Origin of the sequence: Lysinibacillus sp. LZ02 (genome assembly GCF_050613145.1) — a bacterium.
Taxonomy (GTDB): domain Bacteria; phylum Bacillota; class Bacilli; order Bacillales_A; family Planococcaceae; genus Lysinibacillus_B.
The window spans coordinates 3,233,254-3,259,385 of record NZ_CP192507.1 but is presented as its reverse complement, the minus strand read 5'-3'; the positions used below and the strand labels follow the sequence as shown (position 1 = coordinate 3,259,385).

At 40.0% G+C, this 26,132-nt stretch carries 20 protein-coding genes and 1 riboswitch; of the genes, 15 read left to right on the top strand and 5 right to left on the bottom strand.

Going from position 1 to position 26,132, the window contains the following annotated elements:
* Nucleotides 1-172: 172 nt before the first annotated feature.
* The 3 genes from hutI to ACQQ2I_RS15780 all read left to right on the top strand — a co-directional run bounded on the left by hutI (nucleotide 173) and on the right by ACQQ2I_RS15780 (nucleotide 4,161).
* Entirely contained in the window at nucleotides 173-1,477 is a 1,305-nt protein-coding gene (gene hutI / locus ACQQ2I_RS15790) for an imidazolonepropionase (protein WP_431027725.1), read from the top strand.
* A 23-nt stretch (nucleotides 1,478-1,500) separates the two neighbouring features.
* Nucleotides 1,501-2,976 (top strand): histidine ammonia-lyase, encoded by a 1,476-nt coding sequence (hutH, locus tag ACQQ2I_RS15785; RefSeq protein WP_431027724.1) that lies wholly within the window; start codon nucleotides 1,501-1,503, stop codon nucleotides 2,974-2,976.
* Between the two features lie 309 nt (nucleotides 2,977-3,285).
* On the top strand, nucleotides 3,286-4,161 hold the full coding sequence (locus ACQQ2I_RS15780; protein WP_431027723.1) for a 5'-3' exonuclease: 876 nt from the start codon (nucleotides 3,286-3,288) through the stop codon (nucleotides 4,159-4,161).
* A 24-nt stretch (nucleotides 4,162-4,185) separates the two neighbouring features.
* On the opposite strand, the gene ACQQ2I_RS15775 is transcribed toward ACQQ2I_RS15780, so the two are convergent.
* On the bottom strand, nucleotides 4,186-4,710 hold the full coding sequence (locus ACQQ2I_RS15775; protein ID WP_431027722.1) for a C39 family peptidase: 525 nt from the start codon (nucleotides 4,708-4,710) through the stop codon (nucleotides 4,186-4,188).
* A gap of 118 nt (nucleotides 4,711-4,828) precedes the next feature.
* On the bottom strand, nucleotides 4,829-5,149 hold the full coding sequence (locus ACQQ2I_RS15770; protein ID WP_431027721.1) for a thioredoxin family protein: 321 nt from the start codon (nucleotides 5,147-5,149) through the stop codon (nucleotides 4,829-4,831).
* Nucleotides 5,150-5,452: 303 nt separating this feature from the next.
* On the opposite strand from ACQQ2I_RS15770, the gene ACQQ2I_RS15765 reads away from it, so the two are divergent.
* From ACQQ2I_RS15765 to ACQQ2I_RS15720, 10 genes are all read left to right on the top strand, one after another.
* Nucleotides 5,453-7,843: a 3-hydroxyacyl-CoA dehydrogenase/enoyl-CoA hydratase family protein gene (locus ACQQ2I_RS15765; protein WP_431027720.1), complete on the top strand. Its 2,391-nt coding sequence runs from the start codon at nucleotides 5,453-5,455 to the stop codon at nucleotides 7,841-7,843.
* Nucleotides 7,844-7,903: 60 nt separating this feature from the next.
* On the top strand, nucleotides 7,904-9,076 hold the full coding sequence (locus ACQQ2I_RS15760) for an acetyl-CoA C-acetyltransferase (protein ID WP_431027719.1): 1,173 nt from the start codon (nucleotides 7,904-7,906) through the stop codon (nucleotides 9,074-9,076).
* Between the two features lie 144 nt (nucleotides 9,077-9,220).
* Nucleotides 9,221-11,002: an acyl-CoA dehydrogenase family protein gene (locus ACQQ2I_RS15755; RefSeq protein WP_431027718.1), complete on the top strand. Its 1,782-nt coding sequence runs from the start codon at nucleotides 9,221-9,223 to the stop codon at nucleotides 11,000-11,002.
* A gap of 219 nt (nucleotides 11,003-11,221) precedes the next feature.
* On the top strand, nucleotides 11,222-11,578 hold the full coding sequence (locus ACQQ2I_RS15750) for an arsenate reductase family protein (protein ID WP_431027717.1): 357 nt from the start codon (nucleotides 11,222-11,224) through the stop codon (nucleotides 11,576-11,578).
* Between the two features lie 77 nt (nucleotides 11,579-11,655).
* Nucleotides 11,656-12,036 (top strand): glycine cleavage system protein GcvH, encoded by a 381-nt coding sequence (gcvH, locus tag ACQQ2I_RS15745; protein ID WP_431027716.1) that lies wholly within the window; start codon nucleotides 11,656-11,658, stop codon nucleotides 12,034-12,036.
* A gap of 64 nt (nucleotides 12,037-12,100) precedes the next feature.
* Nucleotides 12,101-12,424 carry a hypothetical protein gene (locus ACQQ2I_RS15740; RefSeq protein ID WP_431027715.1) on the top strand — a complete coding sequence of 108 codons (324 nt, stop codon included), beginning with the start codon at nucleotides 12,101-12,103 and terminating at the stop codon, nucleotides 12,422-12,424.
* A gap of 9 nt (nucleotides 12,425-12,433) precedes the next feature.
* Complete coding sequence (locus ACQQ2I_RS15735; RefSeq protein ID WP_431027714.1) at nucleotides 12,434-12,751, top strand: thioredoxin family protein; 318 nt, start codon at nucleotides 12,434-12,436, stop codon at nucleotides 12,749-12,751.
* 45 nt (nucleotides 12,752-12,796) lie between these two features.
* Nucleotides 12,797-12,900: riboswitch (SAM riboswitch) on the top strand.
* 83 nt (nucleotides 12,901-12,983) lie between these two features.
* The gene (locus tag ACQQ2I_RS15730) at nucleotides 12,984-14,009 is read left to right on the top strand and encodes a methionine ABC transporter ATP-binding protein (protein WP_431027713.1); all 1,026 of its coding nucleotides are present in this window, start codon (nucleotides 12,984-12,986) and stop codon (nucleotides 14,007-14,009) included.
* Nucleotides 14,002-14,670 (top strand): methionine ABC transporter permease, encoded by a 669-nt coding sequence (locus ACQQ2I_RS15725; protein ID WP_431027712.1) that lies wholly within the window; start codon nucleotides 14,002-14,004, stop codon nucleotides 14,668-14,670. Before ACQQ2I_RS15730 ends, ACQQ2I_RS15725 begins: the two co-directional genes overlap by 8 nt.
* A 65-nt stretch (nucleotides 14,671-14,735) precedes the next feature.
* Nucleotides 14,736-15,593, top strand: a complete 858-nt coding sequence (locus ACQQ2I_RS15720; protein ID WP_431027711.1) for a MetQ/NlpA family ABC transporter substrate-binding protein — start codon at nucleotides 14,736-14,738, stop codon at nucleotides 15,591-15,593.
* A gap of 199 nt (nucleotides 15,594-15,792) precedes the next feature.
* On the opposite strand, the gene ACQQ2I_RS15715 is transcribed toward ACQQ2I_RS15720, so the two are convergent.
* Nucleotides 15,793-16,695: a LysR family transcriptional regulator gene (locus ACQQ2I_RS15715; protein ID WP_431027710.1), complete on the bottom strand. Its 903-nt coding sequence runs from the start codon at nucleotides 16,693-16,695 to the stop codon at nucleotides 15,793-15,795.
* A 120-nt stretch (nucleotides 16,696-16,815) separates the two neighbouring features.
* Here ACQQ2I_RS15715 and gltB point away from each other — a divergent pair, with 120 nt between their 5' ends.
* Nucleotides 16,816-21,333: a glutamate synthase large subunit gene (gltB, locus tag ACQQ2I_RS15710; RefSeq protein ID WP_431027709.1), complete on the top strand. Its 4,518-nt coding sequence runs from the start codon at nucleotides 16,816-16,818 to the stop codon at nucleotides 21,331-21,333.
* A 15-nt stretch (nucleotides 21,334-21,348) separates the two neighbouring features.
* Nucleotides 21,349-22,830 (top strand): glutamate synthase subunit beta, encoded by a 1,482-nt coding sequence (locus ACQQ2I_RS15705; RefSeq protein ID WP_431027708.1) that lies wholly within the window; start codon nucleotides 21,349-21,351, stop codon nucleotides 22,828-22,830.
* 168 nt (nucleotides 22,831-22,998) lie between these two features.
* On the opposite strand, the gene ACQQ2I_RS15700 is transcribed toward ACQQ2I_RS15705, so the two are convergent.
* Both ACQQ2I_RS15700 and ACQQ2I_RS15695 read right to left on the bottom strand, forming a co-directional pair.
* Nucleotides 22,999-25,116, bottom strand: coding sequence for a sensor histidine kinase (locus tag ACQQ2I_RS15700; RefSeq protein WP_431030536.1), 2,118 nt, complete (start codon nucleotides 25,114-25,116; stop codon nucleotides 22,999-23,001).
* Nucleotides 25,106-25,819 carry a response regulator gene (locus ACQQ2I_RS15695; protein WP_431027707.1) on the bottom strand — a complete coding sequence of 238 codons (714 nt, stop codon included), beginning with the start codon at nucleotides 25,817-25,819 and terminating at the stop codon, nucleotides 25,106-25,108. Before ACQQ2I_RS15695 ends, ACQQ2I_RS15700 begins: the two co-directional genes overlap by 11 nt.
* Nucleotides 25,820-26,132 lie beyond the last annotated feature (313 nt).

Here is a 26,132-nt window from a genome sequence, read left to right as displayed (position 1 = left end):
TGAACTAATAAAAGTAATTATATAGGTATTTATGCTTTAATGACTTATTTTTGAATAGTAAATAGAAATTTTATATTACTGAAAAATAATCTTTATGGTTATATATAACTAGAAATACAGAATTATTTAGAAGATAATAGACGTATCAAAGGGGACAAAGGGGTTTGAAGAAATGAAAAAGGAATCTGTAGTACAAGTATTAGAACAGCAACAACAAGTAAAACAACCAATTTGGATTCAAAATGCTGCACAACTTATTACACTTGCATCACATAAAAAAGGGCCGCGCATTAAAGAAGAAATGTCGGATCTGCAAGTGATCGAAGGGGGCAGCATATGGATAGAAGATGGCAAAATTCGAGCAGTCGGTACAATGCAGCAAATGATTCCAATTTGTATGCCACGTGCACATGAAGCAAAAATTGTAGATGCAACAGGAAAAATTATTACGCCTGGATTAATTGACCCGCATACGCATATTGTGCATGGAGGCTCTCGTGAATTTGAATTCGAAGCGCGGATTAAAGGAAAAGGGTATATGGAAATTTTGCAAAGCGGTGACGGTATTCATGCGACTGTGAAAAAGACACGCGAAATGTCAGAGGAGCAAATTTATAATGATACGGCACTTCGCTTAGATTCATTTTTACAGCATGGTGTTACGACAATAGAGAGTAAAAGTGGATACGGTCTAGACTTAGAAACGGAGCTCAAGCAATTACGCATTATGAAACGTTTACATGAAAAACATCCAATTGACATGATTCCGACGTTTATGGGAGCTCATGTTGTACCAGAGGAATTTGCAGGGCGTGAGGATGATTATGTTGATTATGTCGTTACAGAGATGATCCCAGAAATAGCTCGCCTTCGTGTGGCGAAGTTTTGTGATGTTTTTTTAGAAAAAGGTGTGTTCACTGCTGAACAGGCAGAGCGTGTCTTACTTGCAGGAAGAGAGCACGGACTGATGCCAAAAGTGCATGCGGATGAAATTGAATGCTATGGTGGAGCGGAGTTAGCTGCGAAAGTAGAGGCGATTTCCGCAGACCATCTATTAAAAACGAGTGATGAGGGGCTTCAAAAGCTTGTCGGTAGCGGTGTCATTGCATGCTTGTTACCAGCAACAGCACTAATTTTAGGGGAGCCCCCTGCGAGGGCACGACATATGATTGACTTAGGCATACCAGTTGCAATATCAACGGATTGTAATCCAGGTTCTTCACCGACAACATCAATGCCACTTGTCATGAACTTAGCGTGTATTACAATGCGCATGACACCGGCTGAGGCGCTATGTGCGGCCACTTATAATGCAGCATGTGCCATTGGGATGGAAGAGATCATTGGCTCCATTGAAGTAGGAAAACAAGCAGATTTAGTCATTTGGAACGTCTCAAACTATCAAAAATTACATTATATGTTTGGTGTAAATCACGTTCATCAAGTGTGGAAAAATGGAGTGAAGGTTGTCGGATAATCCAACTTGAAGGAGCAAGATAAATGATTTCCTTGAATGGTAATCAGTTAACGATGAAACAAATGAAAGCAATCTTGTATGAAGGTGCTTCGATTAACATCGCAGAAGAAGCAAAAGCTAAAGTAATAGCAAGTCGAGCACGAGTAGAAAAAATCGTCCAGCGGGATGAAACGGTGTATGGCATTAACACAGGTTTTGGCAAGTTGAGTGATGTGAAAATTGACGAGCGTGAAGTAAATCGATTGCAGCTTAATTTAATCCGCTCGCATGCATGTGCTTTTGGCGAGCCGTTTTCAGAAGTTGTTAGTCGCGCGATGATGGTACTACGTTTGAATGCATTGTTAAAGGGATATTCAGGCATTCGGCTGGAAGTGCTTGAGCGTCTCGAGTGGATGATAAATGAGCAAATCCATCCGGTTATTTTTCAGCAAGGTTCGCTAGGTGCTTCGGGTGATCTAGCACCGCTTTCACATTTAGTGCTGGCACTGATTGGAGAAGGCGATGTATTCCATCATGGTCATCGTTATGCAGCAAAAGCTATTTTTGAAAAGTTCCAGCTTGTACCGATTGAGCTTCGGGCAAAAGAAGGGCTAGCATTAATAAATGGCACGCAAGCGATGACAGCGCAGGGGATTGTGAATTATATTGAGGCGGAAAAGCTTACGTATGAGAGTGAGTGGATTGCAGCTATGACGCTTCAAGGCTTGCGAGGAATTATAGATGCTTTTCACCCAGCCGTACACGCCGCACGTGGTTTTGTTGAGCAAAGCGATGTAGCAAGTAGGATGAGGGATTGGTTAGCAGGAAGTAAACTAGTGACGAAGCAAGGGGAGCTACGCACGCAAGATCCTTATTCGCTTCGTTGCATTCCACAAATTCATGGTGCAAGTTGGCAAGTGTTAGCGTATGTCAAAGAAAAGCTTGAAATTGAAATGAATGCTGCGACAGATAACCCGCTATTATTTGAAGATGGTACGGTCATTTCAGGTGGAAATTTTCACGGGCAACCGATTGCCTTTGCGATGGATTTTTTAAAACTGGCACTTGCTGAATTGGCAAATGTCTCTGAGCGAAGAATTGAACGGTTAGTAAATCCAAGTTTGAATGAAGGCTTACCGGCATTTCTAAGTGCCAGACCAGGGCTTGAGTCAGGTGCGATGATTTTGCAATATAGTGCGGCGAGCCTTGTCTCCGAAAATAAAACACTAGCACATCCAGCAAGTGTCGATTCCATTCCGTCATCAGCCAATCAGGAGGATCATGTAAGCATGGGGACAACAGCGGCTCGTCACGCGTATATGATACTTTGTAATGCGCGGCGTGTGTTAGCGATTGAAGCCTTTTGTGCATTGCAAGCAGTCGAATATCGGGGGATGGAATTAATGAGTCCGCGTACCCAAGCGAAGTGGCAGGAGCTCCGTACATTTGTAGCACCTCTTCAGGAGGATCGCGTTGTCCATGATGATATTGAAAAGATTACGCGTTATTTAAAGCCCTAGGATAGTTAGCGGCATGAGCGTTTTGCGTCGGCAAAATGCTCATGTATTAGGGGAAGTCGCGTAAAAGTAGATGAATCCCGCGTAAAAGTCTTATAAACTCGCGTAAATCGCCTGTCACCCCGCGTAAAAACCATTAAAACCCGCGTAAATATCCTCCTAAAAAGTCCGCATTTATCCAAATGTATGAGTTGGTGTGAATATTTATAAATCAGCTTTTCAATGTTTTGGTTTATCTAAATAAGTCTCTTTCGTCGGCATTTGTCCAGAATTTGATATAATAGAAATGTCGTAGAAAGAGGGGCTTTGAAGATGACAAAACATTTACTTATTGTAGACGGTATGGCATTGTTATTCCGTTCATTTTTTGCATCTGCAGCGATGAACCAGTTTATCCGTTTAGAAGATGGCACACCAACAAACGGCGTACAAGGATTTGCGCGTCACGTATTAACAGCGCAGCATCTGATGCAGCCGACACATATCGCCGTTTGTTGGGATATGGGGATGCATACGTTTCGAAATGATCTATTTGATGGATATAAAGCAAACCGTCCTGCACCACCTGAAGAAATGGTGCCGCAATTTGATCTAGCAAAGGAAGTTTCTGCAATGCTAGGTTGGACAAACTTTGGTATTACAGGGATAGAGGCAGATGACTTAATTGGTTCAATGGTGAAAAAGTGGCAACATGATGCACAAATGACCGTTATTAGTGGAGATAAAGATTTATTGCAAATTTTAAATCCATCTACAACAATCGCTTTTACAAAAAAGGGATACACAGAATATGATGTCTATACACTAGAGCGATTCCAAAAGGAGTATGGCATTGAGCCAGAACAGTTTGCCCATGTCAAAGCATTTATGGGAGATACAAGTGATGGCTACCCAGGCGTAAAGGGAATCGGTCCTAAAACAGCGCTTAAATTAATTCAAGATTTCAACTCCGTTGAGGGTGTGCTGGAGGCGCTCCCAACGTTGAAAGCTGGGCAACGTATTAAAATTGGTGAAAATGAGGACATGCTGAAATTGTCGTATCAGCTTGCTCAAATTCATTGTGAAGCACCGATTGAAAAGCAACTGGATGAGCTGATTGTGCCAGCAGATTATACACAACACTTAGAGCAACTACATGAGCGTGGCTTTAGACTAATTGTTAAGCACGCTAAATCATTAGGTTTATAACTGCATTCATAGAGCCAAGAGAACTTATTGTCTTGGCTCTATTTTAACAAAGCTGAGTACATGGCGATTATCGTCGTATTTAATAGAGCGGATTTGACTATCTCGGTTGCGACCACCGTTGTCATGAATGATTAAATATAAACTATCATCTTTAATTTCGTATCCAATAAGTGGCACCCAATGATATTTAAATGTAGGCTTCTTTTTCGTAAACCATTGGAACGTAAAGTATTGATCGAACTTCATAGCGACAGGATATCCGTATCTGAGCTGCCAAATCGCTTGAGATAAATTGCATGATTCAATGCAGAAATTAGGGCTTAGTTGAGCGCGTAAATTGCGGATGAAGCGCCATTTAAACAACCCGATTTTTGTGCTCCCTAACAGCTGATACATTTCGTTGATGTTCTTTTTAGCTACGTGATGCTCCTTGCATAAATAGTTTAAAATGACGTGTGCTGTCGTTGGTCCGCAAGCAGAGTTGCGAAATTGTGGATAAACAACCTCACTGTATTGAGATACCCCGTTCACATCTAATAAAACCTTCATTGTTAAACCACCTCCGATAGTATGAACATACATTAATATCCAATTCACATCAAGGTAAGTCTTTTTCAATATATAAAATAGGGCTCGCCATGTATGATATGACGAGCCTTGGAATCATTTATGCATTTTGTGCTTCTAAAAAGTCTGTTACTTGGTCAGGTGATTTTGCATTTGCGCTGTGCAAGTGCGCTAATTTTTCACCGTTTTGGAAGATTAATAGTGAAGGGATACCCATCACTTGGTATTTTTCCGCTAATTCTGGGAAGTTGTCGCGGTTCGCTGAATACCAAACATATTGATTGTATTCTTCTATAATTGGATCAATAAACATATCCATACGTGTACAATCTGGGCACCAACCAGCGAAGAATTTGATAATCACCTTTTGATCACCTGAGATAATTTCATTAAACTGTTCTACTGTTGTAATTTCTTGCATCTTTATCACGCTCCTATAATTGCTAGTTTACACATTTTAGTGAAAAGCTAAAAGTAATTTGCTTTCTATATATGCTAGATGAGATAATTAAAAGAAGAGTGAATGAGTATTCAGTTTTCCTTGGTATATCAACGTTTCTGGAGAAATATTTAGAATTTTATAGAAATAAATGTTAAAAAACGTTGCTAAAACTGACGAAATAATCTACACTAAGAACAGAAAAGCTGTTTCGAGTTTTTTTTTCGGTTAAAAATGAATGGCTATTCATTATGATGAAGAAGAGTGGAGAAGGGGGAAATTCTCGTGACTTACAAAATTCAAAAAGCAGCCGTATTAGGCTCAGGGGTTATGGGTTCAGGTATTGCCGCTCACTTAGCTAATATCGGTATCCCAACATTATTGCTAGATATCGCACCAAAAGAGCTAACTACAGAAGAGCAAGCAAAGGGGTTAACGCTTGAAAATCCAGCAGTACGCAACCGATTTGTAAACGGTGCATTGCAAAAATTATTAAAGCAAAAACCAGCACCTCTCGCTTCTAAGAAAAACTTAGCGCTAATCACGCCAGGTAACTTTGAAGACGACTTGGACCAATTAAAAGATGTAGATTGGATTATTGAAGTTATTGTAGAAAACCTTGAGATTAAAAAAGGCCTAATGGAAAAAATTGATGCGGTACGTACGCCAGGTACAATTATCAGCTCGAATACGTCAGGCGTCAGCATTAATGCGATGGCGGAAGGGCGCTCAGAAGATTTTAAAAAGCATTTCCTTGGCACACACTTTTTCAATCCGCCACGTTATTTAAAGCTATTAGAGGTCATTCCTTCTACTACTACTGCGCCAGAAGTGGTGGAGTTTATGCAAGTATTCGGTGAAGATGTGCTTGGTAAAGGCGTCGTAATTGCAAAAGATACACCAAACTTCATTGCCAATCGTATCGGTACGTACGGCTTAATCGTGACGATGAAGGAAATGCAAGAACGTGGCTACTCCGTTGGTGAAGTGGATTCGGTAACAGGCCCACTTATTGGTCGTCCATCATCTGCAACATTCCGTACACTTGATGTGGTGGGTTTAGATACATTTGCGCACGTAGCGAAAAATGTTTACGACCATACAACAGGTGAAGAGCAAGCGGTGTTTGCTGAAGATCCAACATTAAAGAAAATGATTGAAAATGGTTGGCTTGGTGCGAAATCAGGTCAAGGCTTCTTCTTAAAACAAGGAAAAGAGATTAAAGAGTTAAATTTAGATACATTTGAATATGAGCCAGTGAAAAAGCTAAAAACGCCTTCTATTGAAATGGCGAAACAAGCACGTGGTCTTGCCAATAAAGTGAAGACATTAGTGTACGCAAAAGACCGTACTGGCGAACTTTTATGGAATATTTTTGCACCAACATTAATTTACTCAGCGCAGCTTACAGGTGAAATTGCGGATGATATTGTTGCGATTGATAATGCACTGAAATGGGGCTTCGGTTGGGCGCAAGGTCCATTCGAAATGTGGGATGCAATCGGCGTCAAACAATCTGTTGAAAAAATGAAAGAAGAAGGACGCGAAATTCCAGCGTTTGTTCAAGGCTTACTCGACAAAGGCTTGGAAACATTCTATTCAGAAATTGATAATGAGCTAGCTTACTACAACGGTACTGACTATGTAAAAGTACCGATAAACGAGAAAGCAATTGATTTAAAACGTTATAAGAAAAAGCATGGCGTCATTAAATCGAATGCTGGCGCTAGTTTAATAGACTTACAAGATGGTGTTCTTTTATTAGAGTTCCATTCGCAGTCAAATGCAATTGGGTTAGACATTATTCAAATGTTAAATACGGCGATTGATGAATTGGAAAACAGCGCAGCGTATAAAGGGCTTGTTATTGGTAATCAAGGCAAGAACTTCTGTGTAGGGGCCAACCTTGGCATGATTTTAATGGAAGCACAAGATGATAATATTTTTGAACTTGATTTTGTCATTGGGGCATTCCAAAAAGCAATGCGTCGTATTAAGTACGCCTCAAAACCAGTTGTAGCAGCACCGTTCCAAATGACGCTTGGTGGTGGAGCAGAAGTTTGCTTACCGGCAGCACATATTCAAGCTTCAGCAGAGACGTATATCGGCTTAGTAGAAGTAGGAGTTGGCGTCATTCCAGGTGGTGCAGGGAACTTAGGGCTTTACGAGAAGTTCCTAAAAGGTATGCCAAACGGTGTAGATATCGATTTACAAGTAGTAGTCAATAAAGTATTTGAGACGATTGCGATGGCAAAGGTATCAACATCTGGTGAAGAAGCACGCGAAAATAACTTCTTAGATTTTGCAGATGGCGTATCGGTTAACCCAGATCACTTAATCTATGATGCGAAACAAGCAGCAATCGCCCTTTATGATGCAGGATACAAGCCACCAGTGAAGAAGAAAGTAAAAGTGGTTGGGGCATCAGGCTATGCAACATTACTACTAGGGGCACAAGGAATGTTCGATTCAGGCTATATTAGCGAATACGATTTATCGATTGCGAAAAAATTAGCATTTGTTCTTGCAGGTGGTTTAGTACCATATGGAACAGAGGTTGATGAAGAGTATATTTTAAACTTAGAGAAGCAAGCATTCTTGGAGTTAGTACAGCAACCGAAAACACAGCAACGTATGCAGCATATGCTTGTGAAGGGGAAACCGCTTCGTAATTAATCTACGAGTTTAATAGAAAATGATGAATAGCGTGAAGCTAAACAAGGGGGAGACATCATTATGCGTGAAGCCGTAATTGTAGCAGGTGCACGAACGCCTATTGGGAAAGCAAAAAAAGGTTCACTTGCAACGATGCGTCCAGATGATTTCGGTAGCATTGTTGTAAAGGAAACATTAAAACGAGCAGGCTATGAAGGTCCGATTGATGATTTAATTATGGGCTGTGCCATGCCTGAAGCAGAGCAAGGGATGAACGTAGCACGTTTAGTCGGCGCGTTAGCAGGGCTACCTGATACGACACCAGCGATTACAGTAAATCGCTTCTGTTCATCAGGGTTACAATCCATTGCATATGCAGCAGAACGTGTTATGTTAGGCCACTCAAAAGCGATTATCGCAGGTGGTACAGAATCGATGAGTATGATTCCGATGACAGGTAATACAGTACGTTTGAATCCAACATTAGCAGAAACAGCACCTCAGTACTATATGGGGATGGGGCATACAGCAGAAGAAGTAGCACGTCGCTATGAAGTAAGCCGTGAAGACCAAGATGCTTTTGCTGTACGTTCACATGAGCTGGCTGAAAAAGCGATTAAAGAAGGTAAATTCAAAGATGAAATCGTACCGATTGAAGTCACACAACACTTCGTTGGTAAAGATCATAAACCTGCAACACGTACCTTTACGTTTGATACAGATGAAGGGGTACGTCCGAATACAACCGTAGAGGGGTTAGGGAAACTTCGCCCAGCATTCAATGTCAAAGGGTCTGTAACGGCAGGAAATGCTTCACAAACTTCTGACGGTGCAGCAGCGGTGCTTGTGATGGACCGCGAAGAAGCAGAGGTGCAAGGATTAAAACCAATGGCGAAATTTTTAGGGTTTGCTGTTGGCGGTGTACCACCAGAAGTAATGGGAATCGGGCCAATTGAGGCGATACCGAGAGCATTAAAAATCGCCGGTCTTACACAAGATCAAATTGACCTGTGGGAAATCAATGAAGCATTTGCTTCACAGTCTATCCAAGTTGTACGCCACTTAGGAATTGATATCGATAAAGTGAATGTAAATGGTGGTGCGATTGCGCTTGGTCACCCACTTGGTGCAACAGGAGCGATTCTGACACTAAAACTGCTTCACGAGTTAAAACGTCAAAATAAGAAATACGGTGTCGTCACAATGTGTATCGGTGGCGGTATGGGTGCAGCGGGTGTATTTGAAGTCCTTTAATTTCTAGAAACAGCTTTTGGAAAGTTTATTCTACTTGCCTCCGAGTAAACTTTCCAAGCTTTTCTATACACAAATTATGAATGACTATTCAGTGGTTGCTTTGTTATGGTAGGGAAATGAATTGACTATAAGGGGGAAATGGATATGAAATTAACAACAAACATCATTAAAGGCGGCGGCTTTTTAATCGAGGACGTAGATATCAATCGTGTTATTACACCAGAGGATTTCACAGACGAGCAAAAAATGATTGCGCAAACAACGGCTGACTATGTACAAAATGAAGTGTTACCAGTAGTGGAAAACTTAGAAAATCATGAGTTTGAGCATTCGGTACGTTTATTAAAAACAGCAGGGGAATTAGGACTACTCGCTGCCGATGTGCCAGAAGAATATGAGGGTCTAGGTCTAGACAAAATTTCTTCAGCGTTAATCGCTGAAAAAATGTCTGTCGCTGGTGGTTTCTCTATTACGCACGGTGCACATGTAGGGATCGGTTCTTTACCAATCGTATTATTCGGTAACGAAGAGCAAAAATCAAAATACCTTCCGAAATTAGCTTCTGGTGAGTTAATTGCCGCGTATGCCCTAACAGAACCAGGTTCAGGTTCAGATGCATTAGGTGCAAAAACAACTGCGAAATTAAATGAAGCAGGAACACACTATGTATTAAATGGTGAAAAACAATGGATTACAAACGCAGGTTTTGCAGATGTATTCGTTGTGTACGCTAAAATCGATGGTGAAAAATTCACTGCCTTTATCGTAGAAAGAGCGTTCTCAGGCGTTTCTGTCGGCGCAGAAGAGAAGAAGATGGGCATTAAATCATCCTCTACTCGTACATTAATTTTAGAAGATGCACAAGTGCCGGTAGAAAACTTACTTGGTGAAGTCGGTCGTGGTCACGTCATTGCATTTAACATTTTAAACATTGGCCGTTATAAGCTTGGTATAGGTACTGTAGGTGGAGCGAAGCGTGCACTGGAGCTTGCTATTCAATATACGAACCAACGTCAACAATTCAAAACACCACTTTCTAGCTTCAACTTAACGAAAGAAAAATTAGCAACAATGGCAGCGCATTTATATGCGTCGGAGTCATTAAATTATCGTACAGTAGGGTACTTCGAAGATACGCTTAACCAGCTATCAGAAGAAGAGCAAAAAAACGGTACAGCCATTGCAGCAGCTGTGGCTGAGTATGCAATTGAATGTTCAATCGCCAAAGTGTTTGGCACTGAAACATTGGATTATATCGCGGATGAAGCAGTACAATTACATGGTGGTTATGGTTTCATGGCTGAATATGAAGTAGAGCGTATTTACCGTGATTCTCGTATTAATCGTATTTTCGAAGGGACAAACGAAATTAACCGCATGATTGTACCGGGTACATTTATGAAGAAAGCGTTAAAAGGTGAGTTACCGCTTCTTCAAGTAGCGCAAAACCTACAAAGTGAACTGTTAATGATGATGCCAGAAGAGCTTGAAGATGCGCCGTTAGCACAAGAAAAATATCTTGTGAAGAACGCGAAGAAAATCGCAATTCTTGCAGCAGGTACAGCAGCGCAGGCGTTCGGTGCAAAATTAGATCAAGAGCAAGAGCTACTTGTAAACATTGCAAACATTGCGAACCAGTTATACGCGATGGAATCAGCAGTTATCCGTACGCAAAAGGCAATTGAACGCGAAGGTGTAGAAAAAGCAGCGCAAAAAATCCTTTACACACAAATTTTCTGTCAAGAAGCGTTTGCCATTATTGAAGCAGAAGCAAAAGATACATTACTAGCTTCGGTAGAAGGCGATAATGGTCGTATGATGTTGTCAGCTCTTCGTAAATTAACACGCAATAACCCTTACAACTTAATTCCGAAAAAACGTGAAGCAGCAGCAAAACTGATTGAAGCTGAAAAATACGTAGTGTAAGGTATAGAAATGGAATCCGGGTGCTCAATGCATTCGGATTTTTATTGATTTTAACAGTTTACAATTCGTTTTGTCGTTCTTTGCTACATATGAATATGATGATAGAGATGGGACGCTTCATTTACTGGAGCGAGGCATGTCGTTTAGTTCTTTTTTTAGCATTCGGCTAGGAAATCTTATACAATAGAAGAGAAGATAACAATAAAAGGAGCTACATACATGCCATTAAAATTTATTCAATATCCAAAATGTACGACATGTAAAAAGGCGCAAAAATGGTTAGAAGAAAACAATATCGCTTACGAATCTGTACACATTGTTGAACAAACGCCAACACAGCAACAATTAACAGAACTCTATCAGAAAAGTGGCCTTCCGCTAAAAAAGTTTTTCAATACTTCAGGGAACAAGTATAAAGAACTAGGCTTAAAGGATAAATTAGCAAATATGTCAGAGGAAGAGCAATTAGCCTTGCTTGCATCTGATGGGATGTTAATTAAACGTCCGATTGTGACAGATGGTGAAAAAGTTACGCTTGGTTTCAAGGAGTCTGACTTCTCAGGAACGTGGAAATAGGCTGATTACAACCTTGTTTTTACTACTGAAATATGTCAAACTGAAAGAGATTTATACATTTTGTTGGAGGGATTTTCATGAGTATTCCTAAAGATTTACGCTACACAAAAGAACACGAATGGGTAAAAATTGAAGGCAATAAAGTACGCGTTGGTATTACGGATTTTGCACAAAACGAACTTGGTGATATTGTATTCGTTGAGCTACCAGAAGTAGGCGATACAGTAACAATTAACGAACCGTTCGGTAGTGTAGAGTCAGTAAAAACAGTTTCTGAATTATATTCACCAGTATCTGGTACAGTAGTAGAAGCAAACGAAGAATTATCAGATAACCCAGAATTCGTTAATGAATCTCCATACGAAAATGCTTGGATGATTGTGGTTGAACTTTCAAATGAAGCAGAAGTGGAAGAATTATTAACTGCAGAAGCATACGAAGAGTTTATTTCTGAATAATACAAAGAAGCGCCTGAATCTAGTATGGATTTTGGCGTTTTTTTCGACGTAGGGGGAGAATTGAATGATTGAAAAGTGTATAATCGTAGAAGGTCGCTCTGATAAATTAAAAATCACACCCCTTCTTGCTGAGCAAGTATTGATTTTGTGTACAAATGGCACGATAGACGAAGAAGCATTAATCGATTTACTTGAACCATACGAAGATATTGAGATATTTACCTTTTTTGATCGCGATAAATCAGGGGATTATCTAAGAAAAATTATGCGCCGAACATATAGCGAGGCTGTGCAACTTGAATTACCTGTGCCGTTTAATGGTGTAGCAGAGGCACCAAGTAGTGTCGTGCGTGATATTTTACAAGCGGCTAAATTCAAAGTGAAATAGGATGAGCAGATGGAAGACTGGACAAAAGAACAGTGGCAGGAAATCATGAACAAAAAAGAGATTGCCGCTTTTTATTTATATACACCGATGTGCGGTACATGTGCTGTTGCATCTAAAATGTTAAATGTGGTGGAAGAGTTATTACCCACATTACCCCTTGGTAAAGCAAATCTAAATTATATGGAAGACCTAGCGTATGACTATGAAATTGAAAGTGTGCCCTGTTTAATTGTCGTTAAAAACGGTAAAATTGCCCAAAAAGTGTACGCATTTCAATCCGTACTAAATTTGTATGAAATGTTAAAAAAACAATTGACGGACAATTAACAGTCATGGTACATTTACATTCATAAAATAAATTTTATAACGTTACTCTTATAAAGAGCGGTGGAGGGAAGTGCCCTATGAAGCCCGGCAACCATCACAATTGTGAAAAGGTGCCAAGTCACTCAAAGTTTTGCTTTGAAAGATGAGAGAACGGTTAACGTATAAATTGTGCGAAAACCTTTCTGCTTGTCTATATTAGTAGGAAGGTTTTTTCATGTAGAAGGAGTTTAATATGATTGAGTTAAGTAATATAACAAAGGTTTACAAGACGAAAAACGGTGAACTAAAAGCCGTTGACAATGTAAACTTAGCGATTCAGAAAGGCGAAATATACGGCATTATTGGCTATAGTGGTGCTGGTAAAAGTACGATGATTCGCCTGTTGAATGGTTTAGAAAAGCCGACAACAGGTTCGGTAGTAGTAAATGGTGAAGAGATTTCTGCGATTTCGGGCAATAAGCTACGTGCAGCGCGTCAAAAGATCAGTATGATTTTCCAACATTTTAATCTGCTATGGTCGCGTACAGTGGAAGAAAATATTGCGTTCCCATTAGAAATTGCAGGTGTACCAAAGGCTGAGCGCGCAAAGCGTGTAGCAGAACTAATTGATTTAGTTGGTCTTTCTGGGCGTAATAAGGCGTACCCATCACAGTTATCAGGTGGTCAAAAGCAGCGTGTCGGTATTGCACGAGCGCTTGCAAACAATCCAGAAGTATTGCTTTGTGATGAGGCGACATCGGCACTTGACCCAGAAACAACAGATTCGATTTTAGAGCTTTTATTAGATATTAATAAGCGACTTGGTTTAACGATTGTATTAATTACACATGAAATGCATGTTATTCGCAAAATTTGTCACCGTGTCGCTGTAATGGAAGCTGGAAAGGTAGTAGAGGCTGGCGAAGTATTAAACGTCTTCCAAAACCCGCAAGCGCCAATTACGAAAAAGTTCGTTTCACAAGTCTCAGGTACAAATGAAACAAAAGAATCAATTGAGCAAATTTTAGCCAATTACCCTACAGGGAAGCTTGTAAAAGTGACATTTGTGGGACAAGCAACAGAGCAGCCGGTTATTTCTCAAGTCATCAAGGAATACGGCGTCGATGTGAACATTGTACATGGTTCTATTTCACATACAACAAGTGGTCCATACGGGACATTAATTGTGCATATTGATGGCACAGAAGAGCAGGTGCAAAAAGCACTAAACATATTATCGCAGCATGAGATTCAGACGGAGGTGATTGAACATGCTTAGTCAATTATTTCCGAATGTGAAGTGGGAAACGATGTCTGAGGCAACGTATCAAACGATTTACATGACATCCGTTTCAACCGTTATTACGCTTATTTTAGGATTAGCCATTGGGATTTTATTGTTTTTAACGAGTCCGAATCAAATGTGGGCAAATAAAATCGTTCATTTCTTAACGGGGTCACTGGTGAATATTTTCCGTTCGATTCCGTTTATCGTATTGATTATTTTATTAATTCCATTTACGAAGTTTTTAGTTGGCACAATTCGTGGCACGAACGCAGCATTGCCTGCATTAATTATTGGCGCTGCACCATTTTACGCACGTATGGTATTAATTGCGTTACGTGAAATTGATAAAGGCGTCATTGAAGCAGCTCGTTCAATGGGGGCTAAAACATCTACGATTATTTTTAAAGTGCTTATTCCAGAAAGTTTACCAGCACTTATTTCAGGGATTACCGTAACAGCTGTTGCACTTGTTGGTTACACAGCGATGGCAGGGATTATCGGAGCAGGAGGTTTAGGGAACTTAGCCTTTATCGAAGGGTTCCAGCGTAGTCGTGATGATGTAGTGTTGATGTCAACGATTGTTATTTTAGTAATTGTATTTGTGATCCAATGGATTGGCGATGCGATTACAGCACGTACAGACAAGCGATAAGGTAGTATCGGCAATAGCCGTTTTTATAAAAAGACATATAAGATAAAGAAAAGGGGTTTCAACACATGAAGAAGTATTTATCGTTATTAGCAGTACCATCATTAGCACTTGCATTAGGAGCTTGCGGCTCTGATGAAGAAAAACCAACAAATGATACAGCAGCAAATGACGCTGGAGAAACAGCAGAAGATACAAAAATTGTTGTTGGTGCTTCAAACGGTTTACATGAATTAATTTTAAAAGAAGCAGAGCCGATTTTAGAAGAAGAGGGTATCGATTTAGAGGTTAAACCATACCAAGATTATATTATGCCAAACCAAGATTTAGAGTCAGGTGAACTTGATGCGAACTACTTCCAACATATTCCGTATTTAGAGCTTGAAATCGCAGAAAAGGGCTATGATTTCGTGAATGCTGGTGGAATTCATATTGAGCCAATCGGTATCTACTCTCAAAAATATAAATCATTAGACGAGCTACCAGATGGCGCAACAATTATCATCTCAAACTCAGTATCTGACCAAGGTCGTATCCTTCAATTATTAGAAGCACAAGGATTAATCACATTAAAAGATGGTATCGATAAAACAGCTGCAACGCTTGATGATATCGTAGACAATCCGAAAAACTTAGTGATTGATGCAAGCTCTGCACCTGAAATGTTAGTAACATACTATGAAGAAGGTGAAGGGGATGCGGTAGTTATTAATTCTAACTTCGCTATCGATGCAAGCATCAATCCACTTGAAGATTCAATCGCAATCGAAGGTTCTGAGTCTCCGTATGTAAACGTAATCGCAGTTCGTAGCGAAGATAAAGACAGTGAAGCAATCGCTCGCTTAGTGGAAGTATTACATTCTGAAACAATTCAAGAATTTATTCTTGAAGAGTGGGGCGGCGCTGTAGTACCTGTATCAAAATAATAAATCAATTGATCCCGAGGTTAATATCAAAAACCTCGGGATTTTTTGTCGTAAATTGCGTTTTTCTAAGCGGTGTTCGCCAATATTCCCCAGGAAATCACCGCTTTTGCGACCATCGCAGGAGCAATGTTTTTAAGTAGAGATGTATTAAGAAAGAGGTGTTCCCAAAGTGAAAACTTTCGGGACACCCCCTGCTTCATTATTGAAATTGCGTTAAACGAGAAAAGAAGTTTGTAACAAATTGCAAAAACACTTGTTCAGATGGAGCGAGCTCTCGGTTCGTTGGGGAAATGACACCAACTGTACGACGGATTACGGGTAATGCGATTGGGACTTTTACGGTAAAGCGTGGTGTCGAGTCAGATAAGGAGCTTTCAGGTAATAACGTCACCCCGATACCTGCTGCCACTAACCCTTTTAGTGCGTCCATATCTTCTCCTTCCGATGTAATCGTTGGGACAAAACCAGCTGATTTACATGCTTCCACGGCTACTTTATGCAAAATATACCCTTCTGGGAATAAAACAAAATTTTCGTTACGTAAATCTACTAAGTTAAGACGCTCATTTTTGGCAAGCGGGTGATTTGCTGGTAGTAGTGCATGGATATTCTCGCTAAAAAGAATGGTTGGTGTAATCGCTTCATCTTTCGGTGGAAGTGGCCCTAAAAAAGCTAAATTTAATTCTCGATTTTTCACAGCCTCGATTAAAAATTTATACGAACCTTGTCGTAAATGAAAAGATACATCCGGATATTCCTTTTTAAAAGCAGAAATAACCGTTGGCAATACATAACTTGCTAAACTTGTGGGGAAACCGATTTTGATTGTTCCTTTTGCTGGATCTAAGTATTCTTCCACTTGCTTTGCAGCAAAGTCAATTGCCTTCAACGCGGTAATTGCATGTTCTAAAAAAATTTTACCAATTGGTGTTAACTTAACATTACGCCCAATTCGTTCGAAAAGCGGTGTTCCTAGTTCATCTTCTAAGTTTGCAATTTGTCGACTAATCGCTGACTGTGCTACGTGAAGATATTCTGCTGCTTCAGAAATATGTTCTCGCTCGGCTACCTCTACAAAGTAGCGTAATTGCCTTAATTCCAACGCTTTCACCTCATTTATCGAAATATTAGATTGATTCCATCCAAACTATATATTGTTTATATTATTTCGGAAACTTTAAAATGTAAATACGTTAGTGAAAGATTTAGGGGGGAATTTATTATGACTTTTCATCAATATCCACAACCACAGGGCCTTTATTCGCCAGAATTTGAACATGATGCGTGCGGTATTGGTATGTACGCAAATTTTAAAGGGAAACCATCACATGATATCGTAAAAAACGGTTTAGAAATGTTATGTCGCTTAGAGCACCGTGCTGGACGTGGTGGAGACGGAAAAACAGGTGACGGAGCAGGGATTATGGTACAAATCCCTCACGCCTTTTTTAAATCGAACTGTCCAGACTTGCATTTACCAGAAAAAGGTGAGTATGCTGTAGGGCAATTATTTTTTACAGAAAAAGAACAAGAACGTATGGCGATTGAAGAAAAAATGAATGAGCTAATCGCACAAGAAGGCCAAAGCTTAATTGGCTGGCGCTGGGCTCCGACAAATAAACAAAACTTAAGTGCTATTGCCAAATCTTCTGCACCGGTTGTACGCCAAGTATTTGTAGGCAACAAAGCAGGGGAACGCTTAGCATTTGAACGTAAATTATATGTCATCCGTAAACAGTTAGAGCACTGGGCAGAGGCACAGGGCTATGAGTTATATATGCCAAGTTTGTCAAGTGAGACAATGGTATTTAAGGGCTTACTTGCGCCAGAGGAAGTAAGTGACTTCTATCAAGATTTGCAAGATTCTAGTTTTGTATCGGCTTTTGCACTTGTTCACTCCCGTTATTCTACCAATACATTCCCTTCTTGGAAACGTGCACACCCAAATCGTTATATTATCCATAACGGTGAAATTAATACACTACGCGGTAATATTAACTGGATGCGTGCACGTGAGCAACAGTTTGTATCGGAAGCATTCGGTGAAGATTTACAAAAAATCTTGCCAATCATTGATACAACAGGATCGGATTCATCGATGTTGGATAATGCATTTGAGTTTTTTGTATTAGCAGGTCGTACACCCGCACATGCAGCGATGATGTTAATTCCAGAGCCATGGACAGAAAACCCACGTCTGGAGAAAGACCGTAAAGCATTCTATCAATATCATGCGAGTTTAATGGAGCCATGGGATGGTCCGACAGCGATTTGTTTTACTGATGGTAAGCAAATCGGCGCTATTTTAGATCGAAATGGATTACGTCCGGGGCGTCTATATGTAACAAAAGACGACCATGTTATTTTCTCTTCTGAAACAGGCGTTGTCGATGTACCAGAAGAAGAGGTTGTATTAAAAGACCGTTTAAGCCCAGGTCGTATGCTGTTAATTGACCTTGAGCAAGGAAAAATCATTTCAGATGATGAGCTAAAGGCAGACATGGTCGCAAAAGAGCCCTATCAACAATGGCTTGAAGATAATATGTTGAAGCTGAAAACTGAAAAGGAGCAGCCAGTCGTGCTGAATGATTTAACGCTACGTCAAAAAATTTACGGCTACACATTTGAAGATGTGCAAAAATATATTGTTCCTTTAGCGAAAGATGGAAAAGATCCACTCGGTTCGATGGGCAATGATACACCACTCGCTGTGTTATCCGATCGTCCGCAATCATTATTTAATTACTTCAAGCAATTATTTGCGCAAGTAACAAATCCACCGATTGACTCGATTCGTGAGCATGTTGTGACGTCAACAATGACACTGCTTGGCAAGGAAGGAAATTTACTTCACCCAAGTGCAGAAAATGCACGACGTATTATTTTAGATACACCAATTTTAACAAACAGTGAGTATAAACAATTAGTAGCCAACAAAGAGAAGGGCTTCCAATCGGCGGTCATATCACTTCAATATACAGAAAATATTGAAAATGAACTAAATCGTATACGACAAGAAGCTGTTCAAGCAATTAACGCTGGTAAAACGTTATTGATACTTTGTGATAATGTTGAAAACCCAGCAACACCGACAGTCCCTGTACTACTAGCGGCTAGTAGCTTACACCAGTTTTTAGTGCGTGAAGGTTTACGAACGAAAGTGAGTCTCATTGTAAATAGCGCTGAGGCACGTGAAGTGCATCATTTCTCTGCATTAATCGGCTTTGGCGTGGATGCGATTAATCCGTATTTAGTCTATGCGACAATCGCAGAAGCAATTGAAAAAGGAAGCTTAACTCTGGATTACCAAACAGCGGTGAAAAAGTTCCGCAAAGGTGGAGCGGATGGTGTTGTCAAAGTCATGTCGAAAATGGGGATTTCTACAGTACAGTCATACCGCGGTGCACAAGTATTTGAAGCGGTCGGTATTGGAAAGGAAGTAATCGAGGAGCACTTTACAGGAACAGCCTCACAAATTGACGGTATCGACTTAGCAACAATCGGTGAAGAGGCAAAACGTCGCCATGCAAGTGCTGTAGACGCGTTACGAGCAGAATTAGAATCAGGCTCTGACTTCCAGTGGCGAGCGGACGGAGAACATCACGCGTTTAATCCAAAAACAATTCATACATTACAATGGGCAACACGTAAAAATGATTATGGTTTATATCGTATGTTCGCAGAAATGGCAAATGAAGAACGTATTGGCTTCTTACGTAATTTATTTGATCTTAAAAAAGCGGAGAAAAAAGTACCTTTAGAAGAAGTAGAGTCAGTAGAATCAATCGTAAAACGCTTTAAATCAGGGGCGATGTCATTTGGTTCTTTATCAAAAGAAGCGCATGAGACACTTGCCATTGCGATGAATCGGTTAGGTGCCCGTTCAAACTCTGGTGAAGGGGGAGAAGATCCAACACGCTTCACACAAGAAGCAAATGGGGATAGTAAACGTTCTGCTATTAAGCAAATTGCATCAGGCCGCTTCGGTGTAAAATCGCATTATTTAGTAAATGCAGATGAGCTGCAGATTAAGATGGCACAGGGCGCTAAACCAGGTGAAGGTGGGCAATTACCAGGGAACAAAGTATATCCATGGGTTGCGGAAGTGCGCGGTTCAACACCAGGTGTAGGCTTAATTTCGCCACCACCGCATCACGATATTTACTCGATTGAGGATATGGCGGAGCTAATTCACGACTTAAAAAATGCTAACCGCTTTGCACGTATTTCGGTGAAACTAGTTGCGAAGGCAGGGGTCGGAACGATTGCTGCTGGTGTAGCAAAAGGGGCAGCAGATGTCATCGTGATTTCTGGATATGATGGTGGTACGGGGGCTTCTCCGAAAACATCGATTAAGCATACAGGTCTACCATGGGAGCTTGGTCTGGCAGAAGCGCATCAAACGCTCATGTTAAACGGTCTTCGAGATCGTGTCATTTTAGAAACAGACGGGAAGTTAATGACAGGGAAAGATGTCGTAATGGCGGCGTTACTAGGAGCGGAAGAATTTGGTTTTGCAACAGCACCGTTAATCGTTTTAGGCTGCGTCATGATGCGTGCGTGTCACTTAGATACTTGTCCAGTAGGGGTGGCGACACAAAACCCAGAACTTCGCGCCAAATTCATGGGCAGTGCCGACCACGTAGTGAATTATATGCGCTTTGTAGCAGAAGAAATGCGTGAATATATGTCGATTTTAGGTTTCCGTACAGTGGAAGAAATGGTTGGTCGTACAGATGTATTAACGATTTCAGAACGCACAAAGCAGCATTGGAAAGCGAGTCAGCTAGATTTATCAGCCCTTCTTTATCAAGTACAAGGTACACGTACAAAACAACGTGAGCAAGATCATGGTATCGAGCAAAGCTTTGATATGGTGCATTTATTGCCACAGCTTGAACAAGCGATTGCTGAAAAACGAAAAGTGGAGTTACAATTCCCGATTAAAAATACAGATCGTGTCATGGGCACAATCATTGGGAGTGAAATTTCACGTAAGTACGGTGAACAAGGATTACCAAACGATACAATCAATTTAAAATTCCATGGTCACGCTGGTCAAAGTTTCGGTTCCTTTACCCCACGTGGTATGACAATGACAGTTGTTGGAGATGTCAATGACTACTTCGGTAAAGGATTATCTGGCGGTAAAGTAGTAGCTGCTTCACCAATAAAAGGTCATTATGAGAAAAATGTGATCGCCGGTAATGTATGTTTATATGGTGCGACAAGCGGTCAGGCATTTATGAACGGACGTGCTGGCCACCGATTCGCTGTCCGTAACTCAGGGGCAAATATTGTTGTTGAAGGTATCGGGGATCATGGCTGTGAGTACATGACAGGCGGAAAAATTGTCATCTTAGGTGACGTTGGTCAAAACTTTGGGGCTGGTATGTCAGGTGGTATTGCCTATGTATTACCGACAAATGAAGCAGCGTTCAAAGCACAATGTAATATGGAAATGATTGAATTTGCCAAGCTAGAAGAGAAAGCTGAGATGGAAGCTGTGCGTACAATGATTATTCAGCATTTAGAGCATACAGATAGCTCACTAGCACTGGATGTATTAGCGAAGTGGGAGCAAATGGTACCGAAATTTGTAAAAGTTGTACCAACGGATTATCAAAAAATGCTTGATAAAATCGAATTCCACAAGCTACAGGGCTTAACAGAAGAAAATGCAGCGATGCAAGCATTTGTAGAAACAACAGGCAGCAAGGAGCTTGCCATTTCTAAATAAGAGGAGGGTTCTAGCATGGGTAAACCTACTGGATTTATGGAATACAAACGAGAAAAAACAAAGGAACAGCCAACACTAGAGCGTGTCTCAAGTTGGAAAGAGTACGCTTCTAGGCTGTCAGATGAGTCTTTGCAAACACAAGGAGCACGTTGTATGGACTGCGGTACACCGTTTTGTCATATGGGAATTGAAATCCGCGGAACAGCTGCAGGTTGTCCAATTCATAACGTGATTCCAGAGTGGAACGATTTAGTATATAAAGGACAATGGAAGGAAGCTTTAGATCGTCTGCATATGACGAATAACTTCCCAGAATTCACAGGGCGTGTTTGTCCAGCGCCTTGTGAAGGATCTTGTACATTAGCGATTACAGATCCAGCAGTAGCGATTAAATCGATTGAACGTACGATTATCGATAAAGGCTTTGAAAATGGATGGGTTGTACCGCGCATGCCCCGCCAACGTACAGGATACAAGGTAGCAATTATCGGCTCAGGTCCTGCTGGTTTAGCAGCGGCAGACCAATTAAATCAACTTGGGCATACGGTGACAGTATTTGAACGTGCTGACCGTCCAGGGGGGCTTTTAATGTACGGTATCCCTAACATGAAGCTTGAAAAAGAAGTTATTGAGCGTCGTGTAAATCTTCTATCATTAGAGGGAATTGAGTTTAAATGTGGTATCAATGTAGGGGGAGATGTAACAGCAGACGAATTACGTACACAATATGATGCAGTCGTTTTATGTATCGGTGCACAGAAACAACGCCTACTCCACATGGAAGGCTCAGAGGCACAGGGTATCCACTTAGCAATGGATTATTTAACAGACGTCACAAAAAGCTTACTAGACTCAAATTTTGAAGACGGTAAAGCATTAAGTGTCGAAGGCAAAGACGTCATTGTTATCGGTGGGGGCGATACAGGGGCAGACTGTGTAGCGACAGCGATTCGTCAAAAATGTAAATCTGTTTATCAATTTGGTAAACACCCAGCATTGCCATTCACACGTACAGAGGATAATCCATGGCCGAAAGATCCAAACGTATTCACATTAGACTACGCATATGCAGAAGTAAATGATGTGAAGGGGTATGACCCACGTGAGTATTGTATCCAAACACAAAAAATTGTGAAGGATGAACATGGTCAAGTAAAAGAATTGCACACGATTCAAATGGAAAAAATCTTAGGTGATGATGGCTTCCACTACTTTAAAGAACTACCAGGTACAGAGCGCATTTGGCCAGCTCAGCATGTATTTGTAGCGATTGGTTTTGAAGGGGTTGAAAAGCCGTTACCGGAGCACTTTGGTGTAGAAATTGCGAATAATCGCATTCGCGCATCGATAAAAGATTTTGAAACGAATATTCCAGGCGTATTTGCAGCAGGTGATGCAAGGCGTGGTCAAAGCTTAGTCGTTTGGGCGATTAAAGAGGGGCGTGCTGTGGCAGCGAGTGTGGATTATTATTTACAGGAAGCAAAAATCGCACAATAAAAAAGAGTTCAATAGTATGTGTAAGCACACATATTATTGAACTTTTTATTGTTACCCGACAGAAGACGCCCGCTTCAAGGAATGAGAAGGGGTAGCCCAATGAGTAAGTGGGAGTAGTTCAAATAGTTAAAAGTTTACCTAAAATTAAACTATGACATCAGGAATGAGTCAACTTTCTTTAGTTATATATGGGTCCGTTTTTATTTCCACAGGGAGAATAATCGAAAAAATACTGCCTTTATCTTTTTCGCTACTAGCTAAAATATCGCCATGATGTGCAAGGGTAATTTCTTTGGCGATGCACAACCCGAGTCCCATGCCTCCGTTTGCTGTCAAACGCGCTTCATCTGCTTTATAGAAGCGCTTAAACACTTTTGATAATTGCTCTTTATCCATCCCAATACCGGAATCTGCAATATGGAAAATGATGTGTTCATCATCACGCTGTATTTCTGCACGGATTCGAATCGCCCCTCCAGCAGGTGTAAATTTTATCGCATTTTGAAGTAAGTTTTGTATAACTTGATTCATTCGAAAGACATCCATATTTATATAAGCCTGTTCATGATGATACAGCTGTGGGAACGGCTCGGCAATGAATGTTAAATCACTTTTCAAAAAGTCATGCATAAACTGTTGCTGTATGCTGTTATAAAAATGTTCAGCATTTTCATCAGTAAATTGATACGTAATTTGATTTTCCTCTAGTTTTACTAAATCAAATAAATCATCGGTTAACTTTTTCATGAAAAGCAGTTTGTTAAGAACAATGTGTAAATACTTTTCCTGATTTTCTCGGATAAGTCCGCCCGAAAGCATTTCAACAAACCCTAGAGCAGACTGCATAGGCGTGCCTATATCATGTGAAATATTCGCTAATAGCTTTCGTCGAGAAACCGCAACATTTTTTAACTTTTCATTAGAGGCAGCTAGTTCATCGTTCAGCTCGTGTAATTCCTTCGTTCTTTCATCGACCATATGCTCTAAATTGGCGTTCAAATAGGTTAACTCCTGTGATACTACTTCTAATCGCCTATGAGCATTCGCCATTTGATGAGCTACTGTTACGATTTGAACAAGGAAAAATAAAAATACACTGACATAATGAAGCAATATTGTAGATGTCCCAACGATATAATAAAGCCAATCATTAAAGAGAGAGAGAATGACGAATAGAGAAGTTATGAAATTAGCCCATGCCCACTTTCTTTTTCGATAAATAGCGAGTGGAAAAACGTAAACAATATGATACAAAATGACGATCATCATGTTAGCAAAATGAAATTTAATAGTATACGTAAAAACATCAGGAGGTGTTACTAAAAAAAACAATGAATAGAAGGCACTTATATACATAAGAATCTTTGAAATAAGTGAATGTGTTTCATTCGGGAAAATATGAGAAATATATTGAATGAGTAGCAACATCCCTAAACTAGTTGATAAGTATTCTAGCGTATAAACAGTATAAAACGCATCTTCAGGAATGTAGTAGCGAAGTATATAGCCATCTGTTACAGAAAGTCGGATACTGAACATTAAACAAAGACCACTAAAGAGTAAAGCTACTACGTTTGTACGGCGGAAAAAATATGTAAAGAAATAAAAAATAGTCATCATGAGCAAGCTACCGACAAGGGTAAGTTTCATCGTAGCACCGTGGAAGAAGTTTTCTTTCATAATTGACTTCGGATGACCGATGATGAAAGAGTCCCACATCCCGTTTTTTCGCTGATGAAAATTAGACACTTGGACAACTAAATCCACCGTTTGTGTAGTTGAAGTGAAATAGACAACTTGCGAATACGTCCAAGGCTTTTCAGACTCAGCACTTGTCCCAACTGTACCCGATGTAGCAAGTAATTGATTATTTACCCATACTTTATAGGCAGAGCTACTAGAAGGAACTTGTAGTGCCAATGGTTGATTAATAGCTTCTGTATGTAAGTCAATTACTAAATGGTAAGTAGCAAACCCTTCATTTGGGAGTGGTTTACCATCAACGGATAAATTAGACCATTCAGAAGGTGTTTTTACATAGCTAGGTTGAATTTGTGAAATTTGAAGCTGGTCGGGCGTTAATAATGCATTCCAATAAAAGGCCCATTCCCCCTTTAATGAGATGTTCTCTGAGGATGGTGAGGGAATCCATTGTTGTAAATCCATCTTTCCATTTTGTGCAACAGGTAGGTTTTGTTGTGTAGCGTAACTGTTCGTAGGCACAAAGAAAAAAATACAACTAATGACTAAAAATATAAAGGTATAGTTATTTTTTTTATTTATCATCAAACATAAATCCACCTCCACGAATCGTTAAAATAAATTTTGGATTCGAAACATCGGGCTCTATTTTCTTTCGAATATTACTAATGTGAACATTGATTGTTCGCGTATCACCAACGCTATCATTTCCCCAAATATTACTGTAAAGCTCCGTGGCACTCCAAATTTTATTTGGATTCTGTGCTAGAAACAATAAAAGTCGATATTCTTTAAAAGATAATGAAATCTCTTGTTCATCTATATATACTTTTTGGTTCGATTCATCAATTTTTAACTCATTAAATTGAAGTACTTTTTGATGAATTGGTCTAAAGGTAGGCTGAAAATCTGCTTGATGATAAACGGGCGCTCTTCGTAAGTTGGAGCGAATACGCGCTAACAACTCCTCCATTTTAAATGGTTTTATAACGTAATCGTCTCCCCCTGCCTCTAATCCTTCAATAATATCTATAGAATCCTTATTGCAGCTTATAAAGATAATGGGAACGTTAGAAATTTTACGGATTTCTCGACACGTTTGTATGCCACCTAAGTTCGGCATCATTAAGTCTAATAAAACAAGATGGGGGTGTTCCTTTTCGAACTGAAGTAAACCTTCGTAACCATCACTAGCAAAAGTAGTTGTAAATCCATTACTAGTCAAAAAGAGATCTAGTAATTCACTAATCGTTGGATCATCTTCAATAATTAAAATTTTATGCTGCATTGTCATCACCCCTTCATAAAGTGAATTTTAAAAATATAAACAACTCTTTAACAAATATTAAAACTAAGTACTATTATACTAGAAATATATAGTTTTGTAACCGAAAAGAGGATATTTTCTGGTTATAAATCCATATGTGAATTTGAAGTAGTAAAGCATAAATTCGGAGAGGAGATGATTTTGCATCGAACTTAGCTAGGGTGTAGAAGTAGATTTTGGTAGGTAGTCTATATGAAATGTGAGTTGAAAACTATAGTAAAAGCGGAAGCGGATGACGCGTTTCTTTTTTTAATCTACATATCTATTAGCCAAC

Bases quoted from the DNA above. Each gene is read 5' to 3' on its own strand.
- hutI (WP_431027725.1), top strand. From the start codon at position 173: ATGAAAAAGGAATCTGTAGTACAAGTATTAGAACAGCAACAACAAGTA.
- hutH (WP_431027724.1), top strand. From the start codon at position 1,501: ATGATTTCCTTGAATGGTAATCAGTTAACGATGAAACAAATGAAAGCA.
- ACQQ2I_RS15780 (WP_431027723.1), top strand. From the start codon at position 3,286: ATGACAAAACATTTACTTATTGTAGACGGTATGGCATTGTTATTCCGT.
- ACQQ2I_RS15775 (WP_431027722.1), bottom strand. From the start codon at position 4,710: ATGAAGGTTTTATTAGATGTGAACGGGGTATCTCAATACAGTGAGGTT.
- ACQQ2I_RS15770 (WP_431027721.1), bottom strand. From the start codon at position 5,149: ATGCAAGAAATTACAACAGTAGAACAGTTTAATGAAATTATCTCAGGT.
- ACQQ2I_RS15760 (WP_431027719.1), top strand. From the start codon at position 7,904: ATGCGTGAAGCCGTAATTGTAGCAGGTGCACGAACGCCTATTGGGAAA.
- ACQQ2I_RS15755 (WP_431027718.1), top strand. From the start codon at position 9,221: ATGAAATTAACAACAAACATCATTAAAGGCGGCGGCTTTTTAATCGAG.
- ACQQ2I_RS15750 (WP_431027717.1), top strand. From the start codon at position 11,222: ATGCCATTAAAATTTATTCAATATCCAAAATGTACGACATGTAAAAAG.
- gcvH (WP_431027716.1), top strand. From the start codon at position 11,656: ATGAGTATTCCTAAAGATTTACGCTACACAAAAGAACACGAATGGGTA.
- ACQQ2I_RS15740 (WP_431027715.1), top strand. From the start codon at position 12,101: ATGATTGAAAAGTGTATAATCGTAGAAGGTCGCTCTGATAAATTAAAA.
- ACQQ2I_RS15735 (WP_431027714.1), top strand. From the start codon at position 12,434: ATGGAAGACTGGACAAAAGAACAGTGGCAGGAAATCATGAACAAAAAA.
- ACQQ2I_RS15730 (WP_431027713.1), top strand. From the start codon at position 12,984: ATGATTGAGTTAAGTAATATAACAAAGGTTTACAAGACGAAAAACGGT.
- ACQQ2I_RS15725 (WP_431027712.1), top strand. From the start codon at position 14,002: ATGCTTAGTCAATTATTTCCGAATGTGAAGTGGGAAACGATGTCTGAG.
- ACQQ2I_RS15720 (WP_431027711.1), top strand. From the start codon at position 14,736: ATGAAGAAGTATTTATCGTTATTAGCAGTACCATCATTAGCACTTGCA.
- gltB (WP_431027709.1), top strand. From the start codon at position 16,816: ATGACTTTTCATCAATATCCACAACCACAGGGCCTTTATTCGCCAGAA.
- ACQQ2I_RS15705 (WP_431027708.1), top strand. From the start codon at position 21,349: ATGGGTAAACCTACTGGATTTATGGAATACAAACGAGAAAAAACAAAG.
- ACQQ2I_RS15700 (WP_431030536.1), bottom strand. From the start codon at position 25,116: ATGATAAATAAAAAAAATAACTATACCTTTATATTTTTAGTCATTAGT.
- ACQQ2I_RS15695 (WP_431027707.1), bottom strand. From the start codon at position 25,819: ATGCAGCATAAAATTTTAATTATTGAAGATGATCCAACGATTAGTGAA.